At 37.9% G+C, this 19124-nt stretch carries 25 protein-coding genes, 1 tRNA gene and 1 pseudogene; 5 read left to right on the forward strand and 22 right to left on the reverse strand.

The features are described from left to right. Positions 1–65: 65 nt before the first annotated feature. The 9 genes from IPO27_05700 to IPO27_05740 all read right to left on the reverse strand — a co-directional run bounded on the left by IPO27_05700 (position 66) and on the right by IPO27_05740 (position 6774). A complete protein-coding gene (locus tag IPO27_05700; GenBank protein ID MBK8846086.1) occupies positions 66–290 on the reverse strand; it encodes a hypothetical protein in 225 nt (74 codons plus the stop codon). 12 nt (positions 291–302) lie between these two features. Then, positions 303–722: a hypothetical protein gene (locus tag IPO27_05705; protein MBK8846087.1), complete on the reverse strand. Its 420-nt coding sequence runs from the start codon at positions 720–722 to the stop codon at positions 303–305. 258 nt (positions 723–980) lie between these two features. After that, the gene (locus IPO27_05710; protein MBK8846088.1) at positions 981–1241 is read right to left on the reverse strand and encodes a hypothetical protein; all 261 of its coding nucleotides are present in this window, start codon (positions 1239–1241) and stop codon (positions 981–983) included. Positions 1242–1246: 5 nt separating this feature from the next. After that, positions 1247–1474: a LamG domain-containing protein gene (locus IPO27_05715; GenBank protein ID MBK8846089.1), complete on the reverse strand. Its 228-nt coding sequence runs from the start codon at positions 1472–1474 to the stop codon at positions 1247–1249. A 680-nt stretch (positions 1475–2154) separates the two neighbouring features. Further along, a complete protein-coding gene (locus IPO27_05720) occupies positions 2155–2376 on the reverse strand; it encodes a hypothetical protein (GenBank protein MBK8846090.1) in 222 nt (73 codons plus the stop codon). 50 nt (positions 2377–2426) lie between these two features. Beyond that, on the reverse strand, positions 2427–2921 hold the full coding sequence (locus IPO27_05725) for a hypothetical protein (GenBank protein ID MBK8846091.1): 495 nt from the start codon (positions 2919–2921) through the stop codon (positions 2427–2429). Between the two features lie 105 nt (positions 2922–3026). Further along, positions 3027–3584: a hypothetical protein gene (locus IPO27_05730; GenBank protein ID MBK8846092.1), complete on the reverse strand. Its 558-nt coding sequence runs from the start codon at positions 3582–3584 to the stop codon at positions 3027–3029. A 534-nt stretch (positions 3585–4118) separates the two neighbouring features. Further along, positions 4119–4781, reverse strand: coding sequence for a hypothetical protein (locus IPO27_05735; protein ID MBK8846093.1), 663 nt, complete (start codon positions 4779–4781; stop codon positions 4119–4121). A gap of 91 nt (positions 4782–4872) precedes the next feature. Continuing rightward, complete coding sequence (locus tag IPO27_05740) at positions 4873–6774, reverse strand: hypothetical protein (protein MBK8846094.1); 1902 nt, start codon at positions 6772–6774, stop codon at positions 4873–4875. Positions 6775–8481: 1707 nt separating this feature from the next. On the opposite strand from IPO27_05740, the gene IPO27_05745 reads away from it, so the two are divergent. Further along, positions 8482–8667: a hypothetical protein gene (locus tag IPO27_05745; GenBank protein MBK8846095.1), complete on the forward strand. Its 186-nt coding sequence runs from the start codon at positions 8482–8484 to the stop codon at positions 8665–8667. Between the two features lie 96 nt (positions 8668–8763). Here the strand turns inward: IPO27_05745 and IPO27_05750 are convergent, their stop codons facing one another. The 9 genes and pseudogenes from IPO27_05750 to IPO27_05790 form a co-directional block, all read right to left on the reverse strand. Beyond that, positions 8764–9456, reverse strand: coding sequence for a S46 family peptidase (locus IPO27_05750; GenBank protein ID MBK8846096.1), 693 nt, complete (start codon positions 9454–9456; stop codon positions 8764–8766). 96 nt (positions 9457–9552) lie between these two features. Then, positions 9553–9822, reverse strand: coding sequence for a S46 family peptidase (locus IPO27_05755; GenBank protein ID MBK8846097.1), 270 nt, complete (start codon positions 9820–9822; stop codon positions 9553–9555). Next, on the reverse strand, positions 9773–10297 hold the full coding sequence (locus IPO27_05760; protein ID MBK8846098.1) for a S46 family peptidase: 525 nt from the start codon (positions 10295–10297) through the stop codon (positions 9773–9775). Before IPO27_05760 ends, IPO27_05755 begins: the two co-directional genes overlap by 50 nt. 30 nt (positions 10298–10327) lie before the next feature. Beyond that, entirely contained in the window at positions 10328–10486 is a 159-nt protein-coding gene (locus IPO27_05765) for a hypothetical protein (protein ID MBK8846099.1), read from the reverse strand. A gap of 8 nt (positions 10487–10494) precedes the next feature. After that, a pseudogene (locus IPO27_05770) lies at positions 10495–10797 on the reverse strand (S46 family peptidase). A 335-nt stretch (positions 10798–11132) separates the two neighbouring features. Continuing rightward, positions 11133–11687 (reverse strand): hypothetical protein, encoded by a 555-nt coding sequence (locus IPO27_05775; protein MBK8846100.1) that lies wholly within the window; start codon positions 11685–11687, stop codon positions 11133–11135. Next, a complete protein-coding gene (locus IPO27_05780; GenBank protein MBK8846101.1) occupies positions 11684–11974 on the reverse strand; it encodes a hypothetical protein in 291 nt (96 codons plus the stop codon). Before IPO27_05780 ends, IPO27_05775 begins: the two co-directional genes overlap by 4 nt. Beyond that, positions 11943–12092, reverse strand: a complete 150-nt coding sequence (locus tag IPO27_05785) for a hypothetical protein (GenBank protein MBK8846102.1) — start codon at positions 12090–12092, stop codon at positions 11943–11945. Before IPO27_05785 ends, IPO27_05780 begins: the two co-directional genes overlap by 32 nt. Positions 12093–12162: 70 nt before the next feature. After that, positions 12163–12471, reverse strand: a complete 309-nt coding sequence (locus IPO27_05790; GenBank protein ID MBK8846103.1) for a hypothetical protein — start codon at positions 12469–12471, stop codon at positions 12163–12165. A 451-nt stretch (positions 12472–12922) separates the two neighbouring features. Here IPO27_05790 and IPO27_05795 point away from each other — a divergent pair. The 3 genes from IPO27_05795 (at position 12923) to IPO27_05805 (ending at position 15104) form a co-directional block, all read left to right on the forward strand. Continuing rightward, positions 12923–12998, forward strand: a tRNA-Gly gene (locus tag IPO27_05795). Positions 12999–13852: 854 nt separating this feature from the next. Then, positions 13853–14596, forward strand: a complete 744-nt coding sequence (locus IPO27_05800) for a succinate dehydrogenase/fumarate reductase iron-sulfur subunit (GenBank protein MBK8846104.1) — start codon at positions 13853–13855, stop codon at positions 14594–14596. A 334-nt stretch (positions 14597–14930) separates the two neighbouring features. Further along, positions 14931–15104 (forward strand): hypothetical protein, encoded by a 174-nt coding sequence (locus IPO27_05805; protein MBK8846105.1) that lies wholly within the window; start codon positions 14931–14933, stop codon positions 15102–15104. 902 nt (positions 15105–16006) lie between these two features. On the opposite strand, the gene IPO27_05810 is transcribed toward IPO27_05805, so the two are convergent. The 4 genes from IPO27_05810 to IPO27_05825 are packed head-to-tail and all read right to left on the reverse strand — an operon-like array spanning position 16007 to position 17039. Further along, a complete protein-coding gene (locus IPO27_05810; protein MBK8846106.1) occupies positions 16007–16231 on the reverse strand; it encodes a KUP/HAK/KT family potassium transporter in 225 nt (74 codons plus the stop codon). Between the two features lie 12 nt (positions 16232–16243). Further along, the gene (locus IPO27_05815; GenBank protein ID MBK8846107.1) at positions 16244–16546 is read right to left on the reverse strand and encodes a KUP/HAK/KT family potassium transporter; all 303 of its coding nucleotides are present in this window, start codon (positions 16544–16546) and stop codon (positions 16244–16246) included. Between the two features lie 29 nt (positions 16547–16575). Then, on the reverse strand, positions 16576–16845 hold the full coding sequence (locus IPO27_05820) for a KUP/HAK/KT family potassium transporter (GenBank protein MBK8846108.1): 270 nt from the start codon (positions 16843–16845) through the stop codon (positions 16576–16578). 17 nt (positions 16846–16862) lie between these two features. Then, the gene (locus IPO27_05825) at positions 16863–17039 is read right to left on the reverse strand and encodes a KUP/HAK/KT family potassium transporter (protein MBK8846109.1); all 177 of its coding nucleotides are present in this window, start codon (positions 17037–17039) and stop codon (positions 16863–16865) included. On the opposite strand from IPO27_05825, the gene IPO27_05830 reads away from it, so the two are divergent. Further along, entirely contained in the window at positions 16966–17160 is a 195-nt protein-coding gene (locus IPO27_05830; GenBank protein MBK8846110.1) for a hypothetical protein, read from the forward strand. The genes IPO27_05825 and IPO27_05830 overlap by 74 nt on opposite strands. Positions 17161–19124 lie beyond the last annotated feature (1964 nt).

A 19124-nucleotide genomic window follows, 5' to 3' on the forward strand; every position in this document is an offset into this window, starting at 1 on the left:
TTAATGTTTGCTAATTGGTTACCGCTGCAATACAAAATGGTTAATGCAATGTTTAGTTGCTTATATCAAAAATTGGTTAATAAATTATTTGAACAATCTAAATTTGTAAGATTAACAAAAGCCTCTATACCTGTTAAATCTGAAATACCCAAATTAGCAATATTAATAGTTCCTGTATATGCCGCAGCTTCACTTAGCATTGGAATTTCTCCATCGGCATTTGTATTGATTGCATTGTTTGCTAACGAGTTAGTGTTTGAAAATTTGCATCCGGAATTGCAATCGTGCAATTGCAGTCTGCCCTAAATCTTAGCCCCTGCACCTTCTCCTGCACTCCGGTTAGTATTCATATAGGCAGGGCTATCTACTTGAATACAGGTTAATAATGGACAGTTGGTAGCATTGAATGCAGTTAGGTTCAAATTGTTGCCATTTTGCGTGTTCAAACTAGAAAGTGATGGACTTGTTTGAGCATAAAATTGAGTTAAAGCAGTAAGTGCTGATACATCAAGAGAAGTAAGTGGATTGTCGTTGGCTGATAAATAAACAAGACCTGTATTCTGAGATAAATCAATACTGCTGAGTTGATTGGCTTGAAGGGTAGCTGAGGTCAAGCAGTTTGGACCCGTTAAATCAAACTTACGTTGGTTAAAGCCAACATCAAGAGTTTGCAATAAACCATTATCACTCAGATCTAATGTAGTTATGGATTTGAAGAGCAATTTAAAAAGTTTCCGGTTAAGATTATTGTTAGACAAATCAAGCGTATCTATACTGTTGGAGTGACAAGTATAAGGTTACCGGTGCTGTATTGGCCGTGAGATCTAAACTTGTTAAACTGTTTGAAACAGTTTAAGCTGGTAATACCGGTAAGCTTCATACCGGTCATATTCGTAATAGCCAAACTATTTACATCTATAGCTCCAGGTGTAAGCTGAGGCTTCAGAACTACTGAATTTCACCATCGGCAGTTAGTAGTGTTAATGCTTACATGACGCATTTTTAAATGCCGTATCAGGAATATTTACAATACATGGACAAGCAGTGCCAGTGATAACGCCACCCGGGTTTACCCAGTTCGATGTTGGTCCGTTCAAAGCAAAGTTATTTAAATCTCCATTAATTCCATTGCCACTGGCATCTATTAAAATACTATCTGAAGAATTATTGGCCGAAGCAATTCCCTGATTGAAGTGATAGTTGAGGGCCAAACCATTTGTGGTGTTTGAATTTCTAAGCATAATGATCAGAAATTTCCTGCTGCTGTTAATGCCCGAGTCCAAATCCGCATTTCATCCATTGACCCGGGGTAGAATCCAAGACTTCCTGCTCGTGAACCAACAAATAAACCACTACTAATACCAGTTACACCAATTGCAGTAACTGAATCCACAAATACACCGTTTAAAAATATAGATTGCAATTTAGTTTGTGCATCAAATGTGCAAGCTATATGATTCCACGTTCCAAGCACTAATGGTCTGTAGAAACATTGGTGTTTATCATTTTACCAAAATTGAAGATTTTCAGGTTGAACCTTCAAGAGCTTGGGTCCGATCCGAAACAGCACTTTCCCACACAAATGCACTTTGGCTTCATCTGCCTTAATCCACGTTTCTGGCTGAACGAGTTTGTAACCACACCGGGTACAAATGCATAATCGTTCACCCCCATCAAAATTAATGCCGATGCCGTACATCCCGAATTGGTAATATTTGAATTGTCATCATTGCAATCGGTACTATTCAATTCAAAATCCTGCAGGTTGTGAGCATGAGTAAGCCCGTGACCATCATTTCCAAATCCATCGTTATCCCTGTCACGATAATAAACAGTTGCAGGGGTTACTGTTACATCTTGTGTGCAACGTAGCAGTGTTGTTTAAGGAATCGGTGGCGGGTCCATGATTTAAGTTATTTGTTCAAGTGGGAAGCAAGATGGAGCATCATTGGTAACCGTTACTGGTCCGGAACCACCCACAACAACAGGGAAGGAAATTTCCCTCCAATACACAGATAGCATTGGCCGGGTTGTCTTACTAAAGAACCTGGGTTGACAGGTATAATCTAATGTGTAATCGTAAGTCAAATAGTACACTTTCGAGGTTGATGGCGCCACAAAATTTCCTCCCTGATATGTATTGGAATATCAACATTAATTGATGGCTCGCATTGAAGGGTTTTGAAGGTGCCACCAAATTCCAATATACCCTTGATAAATACAACCGGGGCAATACACATTATTGATATTAAAATTAGCTACAACTGAATAGCTTAATGAAACCAGATGGCCCAGTGCTACCACTGCGGCATTACCTCCTCCATTAATACTCACTCTGTATATGCCTACATTTCTATCGGTGAAAAGAAGGGCCAACTTGAATAGGCATAGGCGGCAGTAGGGCAACACTGCAAGCTCCATTGATATTATCCTGACAAACGGTAAAGGCGGGAGCACATGTAATTACAAGAGCCGAACAATTGGTGCTGTATGCTGCCCCTCCATTTATTTGCAGCACAGTTTAGATTTACCAAATTCAAATTTGTGGAAACATCCAAACTTAATAAGTTATTGTTGGAGCAATTTAAACCTGTGATATTAATAAATGCCCCAATGCCTGTCAAATCAGAAATTGCTAAACTACTAACACTTATTACTCCTGTAAAAGAAGTTGCCTCAGCACATTGTATTTCTCCATCGCCATTTGTGTTGATTAATGTATCTGCCAATAAAGCATTTTTGAATGCTGTATCAGGAATATTTACAATACAGGGCAGTGGGCAAACAGTGCTATAAGTGGCGCCTGCATCTTTACCCGCGCTCCAATTAGCGTTCATGTAACTAGGATCGTCCACTTGTATGCAGGTGAGCAATGGATTGGTGGTAGCATCGAATATATACCAAGTTACTGTTGAAGCCATTTGTATATTAAGAGAACTGAGTAGATTGTCGGCACAGAGGATAGTTGTCAATGCGGTGTTAGTGCTTAAATCTAAACTTGTAATGGTGCTATTACAATCAAAAAATTACAACCCTGTATTATTGCTAACATCCAATGATGTAAGTGCATTCCCTTGACATTGCAGCATTGATAAATTAATAGATGAAACCAATGTTAAACTAGTGAATAAATTATTAGCACAATTAAGGTTAAACATATTGGTACAACCAGTAAGATTAATGCTTCCAGGAATTAAATTATTCCCAATAATTAATTGTTGAACATTGGAGTTTCCTGTAAATGCAAGATTAGTAATTGAATTAACTGCACAATTTATTGTTTGTAGGAATGTATTATAAGAAATATCTAATGCTGTTAGATTATTCGTAGAACAATCCAATCCCGTTAAATTTGTAAATGCTTCTATCCCTGTTAAATCGCTTATTCCTAATGAGTTTACATTAATGGTACCAGTGTATGCAATAGCCTCAGCGCATTGTATTTCGCCATCTTCATTCGTATTAATAGAAAAATCTGAAACTAATGCTGATTTAAAATTGGCATCAGGAATATTTACAATACATGCGCAGTTTGTACTATAGATAGCACCAGCATCTTTGCCACCACTCCAATTAGTGTTCATGTATGCGATATCGTCTCCTGTATGCAGGTTAACATCAGATAGCTTGATGCATTAAAGAAAGTAGAGGTTGCTGTTGTTACCGTTCACGAACATTTAAGCTACTTAATGAAGAGAGTGTTGCTAACTATTTAACCATGTCAACCCTGTTTGTGCAGACAGGTCAAGATTGGTAACCTACATACCGGGGCTGTTAAAAAATGTTATTGCAGTATTTGCTGAAAGGTCAAGGTTAGTAATCAGAGTTTACCTCCACAAAGCAAGGTCTGTAGCAATAGGTTGTTGCTTAGATCCAGACTTGTTAATAGATTATTTGCACAAAACAAGTAAGTGAAGTTGTGTATTGGCGCTAAGGTCAAGCGTTGAAAGTGAGTTATCTATAAGTGGAGTCCATCAACGCAGTGAATGCTTCTATACCGGTTAAATCTGCAATGCCAATCCATTGATATACATATGGCCGGTATATGCAGCTGCTTCAGCACATTTATCTCACTATCACTATTTGTATTGATTAATGCATTTGCCAACAATGCATTCTTAAAAGTTAGCATCAGGAATATTTATAATGCATACAGGTTGACCTACTTGAAAAGTACTTAATTGATTACCTGTATAACTTGCTGTAATTGAGGTTGCTGTGCGGTTAGTAACTGTAAGCGGTGTCCATATACCATCGTGCAGTTTTGATACTTCAAATAAATTCCAGTCGGCACCGGCATCAATATCGGCAGGTTGCCAATTTAATGTTACGGATAATCCGCTTAATTCTACACCTGCCGAATCTATTTTCCAATGACGGTTGACACTTTTGGCAGCATCAATATTCGAACTACTAATATTGGCATCATCACCGGCTATTGCGCTGGCTCTTACACCACCGCCAACAGTGGCATCCACAGTTAATGATATTGGATAGTAATCAACATTATCACCAATAAGAAACCAAGCCGAAGAATTTCCGGCAACATAATACTGTTGCATATTGCCATCAATCCAGTCATCGCCATTACCATTATTTTGAGCCGTTGCACCCGAGTCTAATATCAATGTGAAGTTGCCTGTGTGTAAAATGCCATTATTGATATTGAACAGTTGCTCCACATGCATATCGCTTGTAAGCGTAGTGCCTGAAAGGGTGTTCAATAAAAGATGCTTGAATTTACCTGTACCCGATAATGTTTGATTGGCGTTATCATCCATATCCCAAATCCCAATCCTATATAACCATTGTTAATTACCTCTGGTCCATAGTAATTTACCTGACCACTACCATCTATGGAGGCTCCGGTATTTACATGCCGGTGCCTAATAAACCAGCACCACCCATAAAGGTAACATCAACACCGGGACCATCGTTTACAGTTACCGTTACATTGTTGGTGCTGAGAGAGCCACCATTTTCTACTACCAATTCATCTATAGTAAGGTTGCTAAGTACAAATATGGTGTGGCCGCTTCTGATGGTAATGGTGCTATCCAACACTGAAGGTGGTTGCGCTGCAGGCACCCATACACTTCCATTAAATGTTTCCCAGTTAGCAATGTCAGGCCAAATACCTGAGGCAACCGTGCGGTACTCATTTGTGGGAGGGTTCGCGGCTTCGCCAATTTGAAAATCGCTAAACGAGGTTATGCCTGTAACTGAAATAGAGTTACTGCCATTATTGGTGACTGAAACGAAAATCCAGCTTGAATTATCAAATTTAGAAACTATAAAGTTTGCCGGGTTAGCCCCTCCATCTATTTCGCCAGTTTCCCAAATAAAGTTTGAAGTTAGCGAAGTGAAGCCAACTCCGTTATTATTTATTTTCCAATGCTTATTTACACTTTTTGCCGGATTAATACCTGAATTGGCTACATCAGGGTGATCGGCACCTTCTACCCTGGCGGTAATGAAACCGGGTGTGAAAATATTATCCATAGTTATATCAAAGACATTCCTGTAAGTGGCATCGCCTATATCAAAAGAATAAAATCCGGTATTTACAACTTCGCGCTCCAAATTTCCATTTACCCAGCTAATGCCATTTACACCAATTGAAACATTCGGCCCTAGCTTTAAATTATTTATTCCGGTTGTAATTATTCCATCGGTATAAACCATTGCGCCTGTAACGGTTATATCACTATTGAGCGTGATACCATTTGAGTTAAGCATTGTAAAATTCGTAATTATTCCACCTCCTGTTAAAGTCTGATTGCTGCTGCCGGTAAATTTTAATGAATCCAATCCAACCGAACCGCTAACAGTAAATAACGGCCCACTAAATTCTAAATATACTGTGCCATTTAAGTCTCCATCTATGGTATAAGTACCATCATGAATTCCGGTGCTATTGTTTACAGATAATTCAGCAGACGGTTGCACCGTAACTGCTCCGTGGTTGTTAAATACTACATCAGCAGTTAAAGTGATCAAACTATTATTATCAATGGTGATTATTCCTATTGCGCTATTGTTTATGGCCGGAGTTGTGCCTCCTGTAACATTAATATCCATGGAGCTATTAAAGGATAAACTACCACCATTATTTATTGCATTATTAATTCCGGTAAAATCTATATTTCCTGTGCCTGAAAAATCAATAATACCTGTACTCTCAATTTTGGTATTGATACCTTGAAAAATAATTACGCTCGATCCACTACCCCAGTTAATTGCACCTGCATTGTTGATAATTAATCCGCCTCCTAATACAAAATCTTCTGCGGTAGAAATCAACATACTTCCCCCTAATAAAATATCAATACTACCGGGGCCGTTAAATACGTCCAGGGTGCCACAATTCAGTTGAGCACCTGATTCTATTACAACGTTGCCATTCACAATTAAACCACCACCGGCATACGTTAACGAACCATATACTTCTAGATCATTACCAGCTCCATCAAGTATAATTAAATCGGCTTCAGCTATGCTTAAGCCACCTCCCGCTTCTACAATTAACTGGTCTGCCTGCACGATTAGCGAGTTATTATTTATGTTATCACCATTGCGTATGGTTATCACATTGCTATTAGTGCCATCAGGAGGAACAATGGCAGATACCCATGCTGCGCCATCATAACGTTGCCAGTTGGCGGGCACTTCCCAGGCACCTGATTCAATAGTACGGTAATCGCCCAAACTTTGGGCATTTACATTAACTGTAATAACAGTTATAAATAACAAGATGTAAATCAACTTTTTCATATTCAGCGAATGGTTTTATTTAATTATTATTTTTTTAATATGTGGGGTAAATCTACTTGCCTGATTTTAATTTATATCCATAAATATCTGCGCAAATACATTTACAAAATAATTTAATATGGTACTTAGTTCTTTTTCAATTCTGAATTTAACTTGGCCATTATTTTTTTTTACGGACCAAAACATATACAGGTTTTATTCTCTTTCAATTTTAATTCTAGTTCTTCTATATCGCGGTGTAAAAATATACATACGTTTACATCATTCAATTGGCGAATCGGCTTTACACTCCAAAATCACTATATTTGGTGATACACCTTCAATGATAATTTTGATGCCATATTAAATTTTTATTAGTATCAGGTTTAGTTTCACTCTCAGGTGTTCAAAATGACAAAGAAAATTAAAAGCGATTATTCAATAATCCTTAGCAAGGATGCGAATTTATTTCAAATACGCAATATAAAGTCATTGTTATTAATGATTTTTAGGCTGGTAGATTTTATCTTTTGTTTTTATAGATAAGAGAGCACTTTGCCAATAAATGCCATTATTGCCATAAGTAGGCTGTTCAAATAGGAATAAACTAGCACTTTACGATTTCACCTTTGAAAGTTGAAATCAGCAAAAGTGATTTTTTAATTGTTTATTTTTTTTTGAAAAATTGCTGGTCCGATTAAACAGGCTTTCCCTTTTCGAAATTGTTCAATCAATTAATTGCTCCCCCTAATGTTTTCTCTTTAATTGATTTACGCAAATGCCAGATAAAAAATGGTGTCACTATAAAAGGAATTCAAATGCTTAAAGTTCAACAAATGGAGCCGTTCTTAAGTGTATACTTATTTAAGTAAGTTGAAGGTTATGATCAAACAAGGGTTTTCCCTTATTTTAAAAAACACATGATTACCATCTTTTCTCTGCTGTGTTTGCGATGCATCTTTGCATCGTTCAATGACATCAATGAGATTCGCAAAAGGAATTTAAAATGAAAAATCAGGATCTCAAAGGATGGTGGCATATGAATTGAAAACGTTACTTAATAGAAAAAAAATAAACGAACCATGTTGCTGATTGTAATAATAGTAGTAAACATAATGATGCTGATAGCAGGGTTATGGTTGAATAAAAAGGAAGTCAACGAATTGTAAAATTGAGGTTAAAAGAGAAGGTAGGAACAATTAAGCAGATCTTTGTGCGTAAGACATATAATTAAACTACAAGCTGATAGATAAAAGCAATACCATACGGAAATAAAATTCCGGCAACGTGAGCAGTCCTGTAAGATTGCTTGAATTAAAAAAACCGAAGGTCCCGTAAGACTAAGGTAGTAATACAAACGTAACCCCGTAAGGTTTCGATACCATAAAAAGACGCGCCCCGTAAGGCTCGCACACCAAAAGACAAGCCCCGTAAGGCTTGCACACCAAAAAGACGCGCCCCGTAAGGCTCGCACACCAAAAAGACAAGCCCCGTAAGGCTTGCACCACAAGAGCAATCATGTAAGATTGCCACCATTATAAAAAGAAACCCCGTAAGGTTTCGGAGTATTCCTAAAATTCCAAAAAAAAATGAGCCCCGTTTTTAACGGGGCTTTGTTTTTAATTTGACTTTTTTATGTTTATGTTTTGGTTGATAAATTCGCAATAGATATTTATAGCTTTATCACAATTGGTTTTTAGTTCTACTTTTGTTGCAAATATATTCTCAATGTCAGATAAGCGAAGAATTACAATCATAACCATATCGGTAATTGCCGGAACAATGCTTTCATTTTTTATTTTCAAAGGTAAAAAGGGCGTGCTTACTAAAGACGATTATATTACTATGGGAAGCATTATGGCTGTTTCTTTAGCTTTAATAATTGGAATCTCATTTATCCTAAAGAGCAGATAAAGAGTTTGGCGATAAGCTATAAACTGAAACAAATTTGTGCACATAAAAAAAGCGCACAAATTTTTGTGCGCTCTATTTTACATTTACTCCCTGATTTTATTTAACCAGTTTCATTTCTTTTATAAGATTTGATGCACCGGCATATTTATCAATCACGAAAAGCACATAGCGTATATCCACATTAATACAACGCTTGTACTTCTCATCAAACTTAATATCGCCACTCATTGCTTCCCAGTTACCATCAAAGGCAAGGCCTATTAATTCGCCGAAGCATTTACAACTCCGCTTCCCGCTATTGCCGCCTGTTATATCATTGTCGGTAATAAAAGCAACTTTCAACTGCCCGTTTTCTCCATATTGACCATAGTCTTTATCTTTCCAAAGTTGATATAGTTTGTCAGGAACAATAAACTCTTCGTTGCTGTTGTCCATTTTTTCAATAAGACCATCAAGTGTTGTAAATGGAGAATATTTTACTGCATCCATAGGGTCGTAGGTTATTATCTTGCCGTAGGTAAGGCGCATGGTGCTATTTGCATCAGGATAAAACTTTTTTTCGGGGTTCATTTCGCGTAAACCAGCCACCCAGCTGCGATAGCCGCCATTCAATTTGTTGTTGATAGCCATAGAAGCAGGGCGTATTTTAAGCATCATGTGGTTCATAATTTCAGATGAGAGCTTGTAGGCAGGATCTTTTTTTAGTTTTTTAGAAGATGGACTTTCCAAAAATGCCATTACTTTATCTTCATTATCAAAAATAGACTTTTCAAAAATCTCTTCAGCAATTTCATCAAGTCACCTTTCCTTTTCTACCAATGCTGTAAAACCGGCCGGCAGCTGATCTTTGGGCACATCATCGTAGTACATTTTCATTAACCCCGCCTACAATTTTTGATCTAACGCTGCATTGTAGTCTTTAAAATAGTCTTTTGCTCCTTCTTTAAGACCATCTACTACTTTCTTAATATCTTCCGGCTTCGATTCTTTATTGTCAAGCACTTTTTCGAGCGAGCTAAACGAATAGGAATACGTAGTAATTTCTGAACCTTGCAATACAGCTTCGCGCAGGTAGGTGCTATTTAGGTTTATAGCACGTTGGTCGTTATAAGCCGCATTGATTGATGGTATAGCATTGCCATATTTTTGTTTCAGGTTGCATCGGCACTATACCAGGATGCAAACTGTTTTCCTGTTCCAGTTTCTGATCAAATACTCGCATGCGCTTTAATTGTTTGGTTTGCCCAATAAAATATTTCCAATAATTGCTTGATTGCTTGTACTTACTTGCATATTGAATTGCCACCTTTTTATCTTTATTCATTCCATCTTTTATGATATCTAATTTTTCGGTTCTGATTTTTACAATGGCAGGGTTTACCTGATCAACAGCAACCGCAACGCCTTCCGAAGTAAGGTAACGATCGGTACGACCGGGATATCCAAGTATCATACTAAAATCGCCCTCTTTAATTCCTGAAATATTTACCGGTAAAAAATGTTTGGGTTTGTAAGGCACATTGTCTTTGCTGTATTTGGCAGGCTTGCCATCTTTGTCGCAATAAATGCGGAAAATACTGGAAGTCGCCTGTATGACGAGACCACATCCAGTTGTCGGTATCGCCACCAAACTCGCCAATACTGCGAGGTGGGGCTCCTACTAAGCGCACGTCTTCAAACTTTTCATAGATAAACAAATAATACTCGTTATCTTTATAAAGCTGCGTACATCCGCTTCATACCAGGTATCCTTGGTAGCTTCTTTCTTTATGGCTTCATAAATTTTTGGCAATGCGGCTGTCCGTTGAGCTTCGGTCATGGTGTCGCTTAGTTGTTCTTTACTTTGGAAGTAACACTTCCGGAACGTACCAGAAAACGAACCCACAGGCCTTCATTAGGCAGTTCATCTTCCTTTTTCATAGCCTAAAAACCATTGGTGATGTAGTCGTTTTCCACTGTGCTATGATCCTGTATGGCACCAAAGCCACAATGATGATTGGTTGCAATAAACCTGATCCGAAATTAATTCACTGGTACAAAATCACCCAGGTGACAAATAGCATCCTTAAGCGAAGAATTGTTGATGCTGTATATTTGATCAGCCGTCAACTTGCATCCTTTGGCCTGCATGTCGGCCTCATTCAGATTTTAAAAACGATAATACCCACATCCTTCGTCTGCGCGTACCATGGTGGCGGTGCTAAAAATTGCAACTAGTAGCAATGCCCTTACTTTTTTTGAAACACATCATTTGAATAAAATTTATTTATTGTTTTAAGGATTGCAAACGTACTTTATTTTCTGAAAGTGTAAAATCTGTCCTTGTTAACATACGGCTAATTATGGATTGCGCAAAGCCTGTTTGCATTGTTTAATACATTAATTGCCAAGGGTTTCGAAATCTCATTATTGCAAAAAAAAAGCAGCGCAACATTTTGTTGCCCCTTAAAATATTTTTACTCAAATTAATAAACCTGAAGCCAAACCTCATAGGTGTAGGTAATGGCTTTCTTTTCATTAACTCCAATGTTTATATCCCACTTAATTTCAGAATTTGGATTTAATGCTCCCTGATATCCGCTGCGTACTTTTGTTATTTTCCCTCCATCGCTTGCGGTAACTTCGCCTTGCACACTCTTGCTCAAGTTTAAGGTAATCTTTTTATCCTGAAAATTGGCAACATTAATGGTGCCCTTTAAAATCACTTTCGTATATACCGTTTTGTTTATTCGCTTGGCATTTTCTTCGCGCGATACTTCTTCTTCCGTATTCTTTAATTCAACATCAATTGCTTTAGAAAGTTTTACTCTGGCTTCGCTGCCAACTGGTGTGTACGAAATTTCGTCCTGCGCCAATGGGTCTTCTAACTGACTAACTACAAATATCGGTGCGGTAGTAATAGGGGCGGGAGTGCTGTTTTTAAACTTTACCGAATGATAAACTTCAAACTTTTGGTTAGGATCATTGTAAATGTTACACGTGTTGCAATAATTTACATGGTCATATAACCTAAGCATCATAAATATACAGTAATCCACATTTTGCGAAGCAAGATAAATAATGCTTTTTGAGTTTTTGGTAAGTCAATATTTCCGGTGCGGTAAAAATAGAGATCGCTGTTTTTCTCGCCTTCGGTACTATATGCTTCCCCACCACCAACAACACTGGCATCGGCTTCTGCAACCATGCCTTTAGCAGCCATAGCAGGCGCGGCATTTTGAAACATATAATTGTTTGCGTTACCATATTGAGGTTGGTATACATTGGTGAGATAATTATTGGTAAAGCGGATCGAGTGCAAGGCCATAGCGCATTTGCGGGCTGCCAACTACTAAGTTTACATCGGCATCTTTAATTTCTTCCGAAAAATTTTCAATCAGAGCCTTCATTTCAAGACGCGCCTCTTTATCGTTTATCAGTTTCAATACATACTGAGGTTGCCGTTCATTCCCGTTTGCATGGCCAAGTAATTTACTTTCGTGTCGTTATTTTTTGTTAGTGATACCCTCGCATCATTCGATATACGCTATCAGCGCTGAATTTCTCACTTATAATATCGCTGGTTACTTCAATCAGGTTAGTGGCGGTTTGCAAAAGGTTTATTTTGTTATCGCCTCCCTTCAATTTGACAGCCCCTGTAGTTTGGTTAAACGACATCAATTGTCCGCTTATTTCGCGTATTGGCATCTCCTTACTATGCATATAGCGTAAGGTTACATTTTTACCTATACTGGCTTTAAGCATGTCGCTGGTACTTTCAATGATAGCGCTTTTCTTTACGGTATCATCACGCAGCGAAATCATTTTTACACGATTGTCATTACCTGGTTTATCCAAAAGGTGCCCATGGTGCGCGCTCTGGAATATCCATCAGGAATTGGTTGTTTTTACTTTAACTTCTCCTTCCTTGAGCATAAAGTAGCTGCCATTTTTAAAAATGGAAATTTTAGTGGTTTTAATTGTGCCATAGTTAACTGGTTTAAAAGAGCAAAGACCCCAACAAACAGAATTTTTTTCATTTCGATATATTTTTTAAATCTGAGAGTACGATGCAAGTATAATGCACATTTCACAACCAACGGTAAATAGTTTGAAATAAAGATAGCCAATATCATAGTAACTTCAGCATAAAGCCATTTTATAGGACAATAAACTGTAAAGACAGGCATGTGCTAACTTTTTGAAAAAAAAATTTTGTAGGAATAAAATAATTATTTTTGCAGCCCGATTTAGAAAATAGTTCTTGTCGTTTCAAGCGGAAGTAGCTCATTTGGTAGAGCGCGACCTTGCCAAGGTCGAGGTGGCCGGTTCGAGCCCGGTCTTCCGCTCCACTTCAAAAGTTATTAGCTTGCCTAATAACTTTTTTTGTTTCCATAAAGGCATTTGCCTGGGTGGTGGAACTGGTAGACACGCAGGACTTAAAATCCTGTGCCCTCAACAGGCGTGCGGGTTCAAGTCCCCTGAGTACTAGCGAAAGCGAGCAGCAATGCTCGCTTTTTTAATTTCAGCAAACAAGTGAATGTGGCTGGAAAATTTAGCAGTTTGTAAATATAGTTTTTGAGATTGAAAATTGCAAACATGAACTGAAACGGAATCAGGCTCTGCTGAGGTGCAACCTGCGGGGATAAGTTCATGCCGATGGAATATGCTTTGCTAATAAAACACTAGAGCTGAATTTATATTAATGCGTTCTATTGTTATTGAATAATGCACCTAACAACCAATCATGCCAGTATTTTTTAAGCGTATATAGTTTACAGTAAAAAATAAAGCACAAACAAGAAATCATCTTTTGCAAATAGCAAAAGCATATTTAGCTTCAACTTAGCACTAGCTGTAATTTGCTGTTATGTTGCAAGGTGACTTTTTTTATCTGGTGATGTACGTTAATAAGTGGAGTCTTTAATATGATTGAAACAACATAAACCTATAAAACAATACACGTAGTCACGTACCCGATTTAAAAATCGATATGACCTCAACAGCCGTGACGTCCAATTGATTTGCTTTTAGCATGTTTACAATTGCTGTTATTTTTGATACTAAGCCTAGTTTTTAGCCGTTTTATTAAACAAAGTTTTATTACCGAGTCAATTGTACGCAAGGTATTTAGTTCTAAAAAACTTTGGCAATAGTGAATTGTTATGTAACATTGCAAGGCAAAATTTATTAAAATTTTTCGGTTATGAAAATTACGTTGAAAGTATGGAGACAGCGAACTGCAGGTAGTCAGGGAAATTTTGAAACATATCAGGTAGAGAATGTTAGTGCGGATATGTCGTTTCTCGAAATGCTCGATATTACCAATGAAATGCTGATAAAGCAAGGTAAAGATCCTATTGCATTTGATCACGATTGTCGTGAGGGTATATGCGGTATGTGTGGCCTAATGATAAATGGTCGTGCACATGGTCCGTTAAAGGGAGTTACTGCTTGTCAGTTGCATATGCGTTCGTTTAAAGATGGCGATTCGCTTACCATAGAACCATGGCGTGCAACATCATTCCCTGTAATTAAGGATTTGGTGGTAGATCGCAGTGCGTTCGACCGCATTCAGCAAGCAGGGGGCTACATCTCGGTAAATACCGGTTCGGTGCCGGATGCTAATGCTATTCCGGTGTCAAAAGAAAATGCCGACCTCGCTTTTAGCGCAGCAGAGTGTATCGGTTGTGGTGCATGTGTTGCCGCTTGCAAAAACTCTTCGGCCATGTTATTTGTGAGCGCAAATGTTTCGCAATATTCCTTGCTGCCGCAAGGACAGCGAGAACGACATGAACGTGTGATTAGCATGGTTGAAACCATGGATGCCGAAGGATTTGGCAATTGTACTAATACCGAAGCATGCGAAGCCGAATGCCCCAAACAAATTTCGGTAACTAATATTGCACGACTAAATCGGGATTACCTAAAAGCCAAGTTGGTAAGTTAATTTTCTTTTTTCAATGCGAATTCTCTATGCTATTCTGTTTGTAATGTTGGGCTTTCAATCGTTGGCCCAGTTTACAACTATACCATGCAAGGACACGCTCCAAATAGACAATCCCTTTTACTTGCTGTAATTGTCCCGAGTATGATCCCGTATGTGGATGTGATGAAAAACATTCGTAACCCCAAATAGCACTCTTTGCTTATCACCTAAGCAACTATGTTGATGGACCTTGCGAGCCATACGATTTTGATTTGCTTCCTAATATCACCATTGATGAACTGCGCTTGGAGATTGTGGTAAAAAATCCCTCGCAGGTATTAGTGGTATTAATGATTTGTTTGGCCATCAGATGTATGGCGATTATTTTGGAGTAACCGACAGGTATGTGGCAACCTTACAAACCGGCCCATGGCAATATGGCTTTTATACAGTGACTGTATATCTCATTGATAGTAATGTGGATGCCAGGCAAGCTATTAAAACCAAGAAATTTATAAAAGCAAAATAATAGCAGTAATTATTTAACCCCTTTTTCCGCTCCAGGTCAATATCCACTTGCTCCTTAATTCTGATAGGTACCAACTCTTCTTCCACATTCGAAATTTCGAGTCCAAAATCTTCGGCAGTAGATAAACTGATGGTTTTAATTATACGATATCCCTTACTATAAATAAATCGAAGGGTGTAAGGTCGTCATCTATGGCAACACGTGTATTTAGTAAAATAAATTTAAAATCATTGGCATAATATGCTTGCGCAACGAAGGGTAGTGTGACAGCTCATCCACCTCCCCGTTTTCTACCATCTCGTTTACAATTTTATTAAACATCAGGTTTACCTTGTGTTCAACTTAAATCCGAAATTAGTTGCCACAAAAACATCGCTGTGGTATAATGGTAGCGACCGAGTAATTTGCACCATAGGGCTCATTGGTAATATTAACATGCACAAACCAATAGATATCGGCACGTTTTGGCCGTTTACGAAATATGGAATAAATAATGTTTGAGTCGATTTGATTTTTATTGTCCGGGTCATACTTAAATACACCAAATTGGTAGCCTCTTTGGGAATGCTATCATCATTCATCAGGTCTTTAAGGGTTGTATATAATCTTCAATGCTGACGAAATCCGTATGCTTTTAGAAGTTTACGTGCCTCGTAAAATATCCACATTACGATAAATAATCCAATTAAAATAAAAATGTAAACCACCCACCGTGAGAGAATTTATCAAGATTGGAAATGAAAAAGAAAACTCAATAAACCCAATAAAAAGTGCAAAGCTGAGCAGGGCAATGCGGTTAATCTTTTAATAACAAACAGGCTTATAAGCAAAGAGGTGGTCATAATCATATCAATGGTTATTGCAAAGTATAAGCGGCTTCCATGGTAGAGGCTTTTGAAAAATTAGCACCACCGTAACACAACCGCCAACAACACCCAGTTTATAAATGGAATATAAATTTGCCCACGCTGCATGGTTGGATAATTAACTTTCAGATTAGGCAATAATCGTAGTTTCTTGGCCTCGTTAACCAAGGTAAAGCAGCCGGTAATTGTGCCTGTGAGGCAATGATGGTAGCAAAGTGTTAGTACACACCAAATGGTAAAACCATTTGGGCATGATATCATAAAATGGTACACCTACAGCACAATCTTGATCAATGCAATTGGAGAAGATAGGCCCTTACCAAAATAGTTCAATAGCAGGGCAATCAATACACTTTGACCATGCAAGACGAATAGTTGTGTTTGCCGCAATGACCGGGTCGGAGTAAAGTGCCTCGGCACCAGTAGTATAAAAAATACAGCTCCCAAAATCCAGAAACCTGAGGGGTACTCAAAGTAAATGTATAGCCCAATAGGGTTTAACGCGGTAAGCACTTCGGTGTTCTTTACTATTTGCATTACGCCCAATGTGCCAATCATGATAAACCACAAGGTCATGATGGGTCCAAAAAAATTGCCCAACTACTTTAGTACCAAAATTGCTGAAATAGGAATAGAATAATCAATATAACGATAACGATGGGCACTACCGATACGATGTCAGGGTTTATGATGCGCAAGCCTTCGACAGCCGAACATATAGAAATGGGCGGTGTAATAAATCCATCAGCAATTAAGGTCGCACAACCTATAATAGCAGGAAATATTACCCATTTGATTTTAAATCTACGTAGCAAAGCATAAAGCGCAAATATTCCACCCTCTCCTTTATTATCATTATTAAGGGTAAGAAACATACTTGAATGTGGTAATGCTAATGAGGGGTCAAAAGACGCATGAAAGCCCGCCTAATACTAGTTCGGCTTAGTTCGCGACCGGCAAGTATTGCAGACATTACATAAATGGGTGAAGTTCCAATGTCTCCGAAAATAATGCCTAAGGTAATAAGCACTCCGGCTGCGGTTAACTTGTTTGTACTGAATGACGACATGCCAGAAGGTGCTATTTATCGAATATTAATATTAAAAAGTAATTCTATCTATACAAGGCGGCAAATGTATATGGTATTCATCGAGAATGTTGCTGTAATATTTTACGTTGGCCAAAACTAATGAACACTAAAAGGCGCAAATGGTTAGCATTTGCGCCCTTATAAATAAGACTTGTAGGTGGTAATCTGAAACCTTAACTATCATTTTCATCTTTAGTTGGGCGGTCATATGGGGCAGTTTGCACCATAGCTATTTTGTCCTAATACTTCCAGACCTTCAATAACTTCTCCATATACCGTGTATTCTGATCAAGGAATGCTGTGCCTCCTAAAGTTTTGTAAGCTTGTTTTTGTTCTTCAGTATATTTAATGCCTTTTTATGCTCCATCATGCCAATTTCTGCATCGGTCATCGTTTTGCCTTGTACAATATAAAATTGACAGCCACTCAAGCTTTCTCGGGATTATTTGTGCGTGCTGCATAACGCGCCTTTTTATGTATCAGATTTTTGCTAAACTCTGCAGGAATAGTGTAACCAACATCGCCACTGCCAAGCATATCGCTTGGTCCTGCTGTTTTACCTTCTTAGGTCACCACCTTGAATCACAAAATCCTTTAATTACGCGATGAAACAAGGTTCCATCGTAAATCCTTCCTTGGCAAGTTATAAAAAATTGTCACGATGTTTAGTGTTTCATTGTACAATTTGATTTTGATTTACCGTAGTCTGTAGTTAATTCTACAATCGGTTCTGTGATTTTTGGCCTTCATGGCATCTACTACATACTCATAGCTAACATTAAGGTTAAAAGTTTAAAAATCTCATATTTCATTTTTTAATTATTTAGGCGGCAAACAAGTAGTTAAACATTTAAAACTTGTTCTTTATATTCGATGAATTTTTCTACTTTTATCGCTTAAATTATTTATCCAAGATGGAAATCGCGCCAACATTTCAATGGCTGGCTGCTTGTTGCGTTGTAGCAATTACCGTTGCAAAATTCCTTTTTGGCCGAATGCGAAATTACATAACCGACTCTATCAACCGTCCGGTAAGGCTGTAATTGTTGAGCTTAGGGAAGACAGCGTGAGTAAACCAACTATAATGTAAAAGGCAAATATCAAGGACCAGAAAACTTCGGATAGCAATGGAAAAACCTACTTTTCATTTGAGTGAAGGCAGTGCTAAATGTTAAAGGCCAACGCAACAAAAAATACCAAGGATTATATTGGCCTCCGCAAACGGATCGGGGTTAGTAAACGGTAGTCTTGCGTTAATTACAAAGTGTAAACCCCATCTCTTCAAAATATTGATCACGCTATTCTTTAACAGCATCCTGTCCTTAGACTTAATTTGGGTAATTGCTTTAGCAATTTCAATATGGTATCCCTCACCATCAGCACCCTCTAGTTCATAATATCCACTTAATGGCTCATGAGCTTGCATGTAGCAATATGCATCAGATCTTGTTTGGTCTTTTGTATATTTCTTGTGACCTATTCCTAACTCCTGCACCAATCAAAAAATTATTCATAGGTCGGGGTCGCTGTCAAATTGTTTGCGAAAACAAATCAAGCACAAAAGCTGTTCCCTTTTCTTTTAATAGTAAGGAATTTCTTCTTTCTCAAGCATGAAGCAAAGGGTATTTTGAAATAAAGCATTCATACTATTTGACTGACCACGAAAACTATCGATAGAGATTATCGGTATAAATGCCGATATGGCTTGGACTATTCAATGATGATTTGTGATGAATAACAAATCCTTTCATTATTAATAAATATCAAAATTTTCAGCCATACCCCCATTTTTAACAGTTGTTTGATAAAAAAATACTTTTTTTTTGATTATGCACCCTAAATAATACACCTTCGTGCCCGAAAAATAAAAGAAATACGAACAATGGCTACACTACGCTTTAAAGCATTGTGGATTTAAGTAATGCCCACTCCACAGGCAGTAACTATTCCTACCGAGAAAATATCTGAATATTTTGCATGCCAATGTTTTTAATAAGGACATAATGCATAAGTACCTTTCTAAGAATAAGTAATCAAACGTGATGGCCACTATTGATACGGGTC

This window comes from Bacteroidota bacterium (genome assembly GCA_016714535.1).
In the GTDB taxonomy this organism is placed as follows: domain Bacteria; phylum Bacteroidota; class Bacteroidia; order AKYH767-A; family OLB10; genus JADKFV01.

Excerpts from the sequence above, each read along its gene's own strand:
- IPO27_05780 (MBK8846101.1), bottom strand. The coding sequence starts at position 11,974 with ATGGCCTTGCACTCGATCCGCTTTACCAATAATTATCTCACCAATGTA.
- IPO27_05830 (MBK8846110.1), top strand. The coding sequence starts at position 16,966 with ATGTCTCCGAAAATAATGCCTAAGGTAATAAGCACTCCGGCTGCGGTT.
- IPO27_05825 (MBK8846109.1), bottom strand. The coding sequence starts at position 17,039 with ATGTCGTCATTCAGTACAAACAAGTTAACCGCAGCCGGAGTGCTTATT.
- IPO27_05765 (MBK8846099.1), bottom strand. The coding sequence starts at position 10,486 with ATGACCGAAGCTCAACGGACAGCCGCATTGCCAAAAATTTATGAAGCC.
- IPO27_05740 (MBK8846094.1), bottom strand. The coding sequence starts at position 6,774 with ATGAAAAAGTTGATTTACATCTTGTTATTTATAACTGTTATTACAGTT.
- IPO27_05745 (MBK8846095.1), top strand. The coding sequence starts at position 8,482 with ATGTCAGATAAGCGAAGAATTACAATCATAACCATATCGGTAATTGCC.
- IPO27_05735 (MBK8846093.1), bottom strand. The coding sequence starts at position 4,781 with ATGGATGATAACGCCAATCAAACATTATCGGGTACAGGTAAATTCAAG.
- IPO27_05775 (MBK8846100.1), bottom strand. The coding sequence starts at position 11,687 with ATGATGCTTAGGTTATATGACCATGTAAATTATTGCAACACGTGTAAC.
- IPO27_05710 (MBK8846088.1), bottom strand. The coding sequence starts at position 1,241 with ATGCTTAGAAATTCAAACACCACAAATGGTTTGGCCCTCAACTATCAC.
- IPO27_05730 (MBK8846092.1), bottom strand. The coding sequence starts at position 3,584 with ATGAACACTAATTGGAGTGGTGGCAAAGATGCTGGTGCTATCTATAGT.
- IPO27_05800 (MBK8846104.1), top strand. The coding sequence starts at position 13,853 with ATGAAAATTACGTTGAAAGTATGGAGACAGCGAACTGCAGGTAGTCAG.
- IPO27_05820 (MBK8846108.1), bottom strand. The coding sequence starts at position 16,845 with ATGTTTCTTACCCTTAATAATGATAATAAAGGAGAGGGTGGAATATTT.
- IPO27_05790 (MBK8846103.1), bottom strand. The coding sequence starts at position 12,471 with ATGATTTCGCTGCGTGATGATACCGTAAAGAAAAGCGCTATCATTGAA.
- IPO27_05815 (MBK8846107.1), bottom strand. The coding sequence starts at position 16,546 with ATGACCTTGTGGTTTATCATGATTGGCACATTGGGCGTAATGCAAATA.
- IPO27_05725 (MBK8846091.1), bottom strand. The coding sequence starts at position 2,921 with ATGGCTTCAACAGTAACTTGGTATATATTCGATGCTACCACCAATCCA.
- IPO27_05810 (MBK8846106.1), bottom strand. The coding sequence starts at position 16,231 with ATGATATCATGCCCAAATGGTTTTACCATTTGGTGTGTACTAACACTT.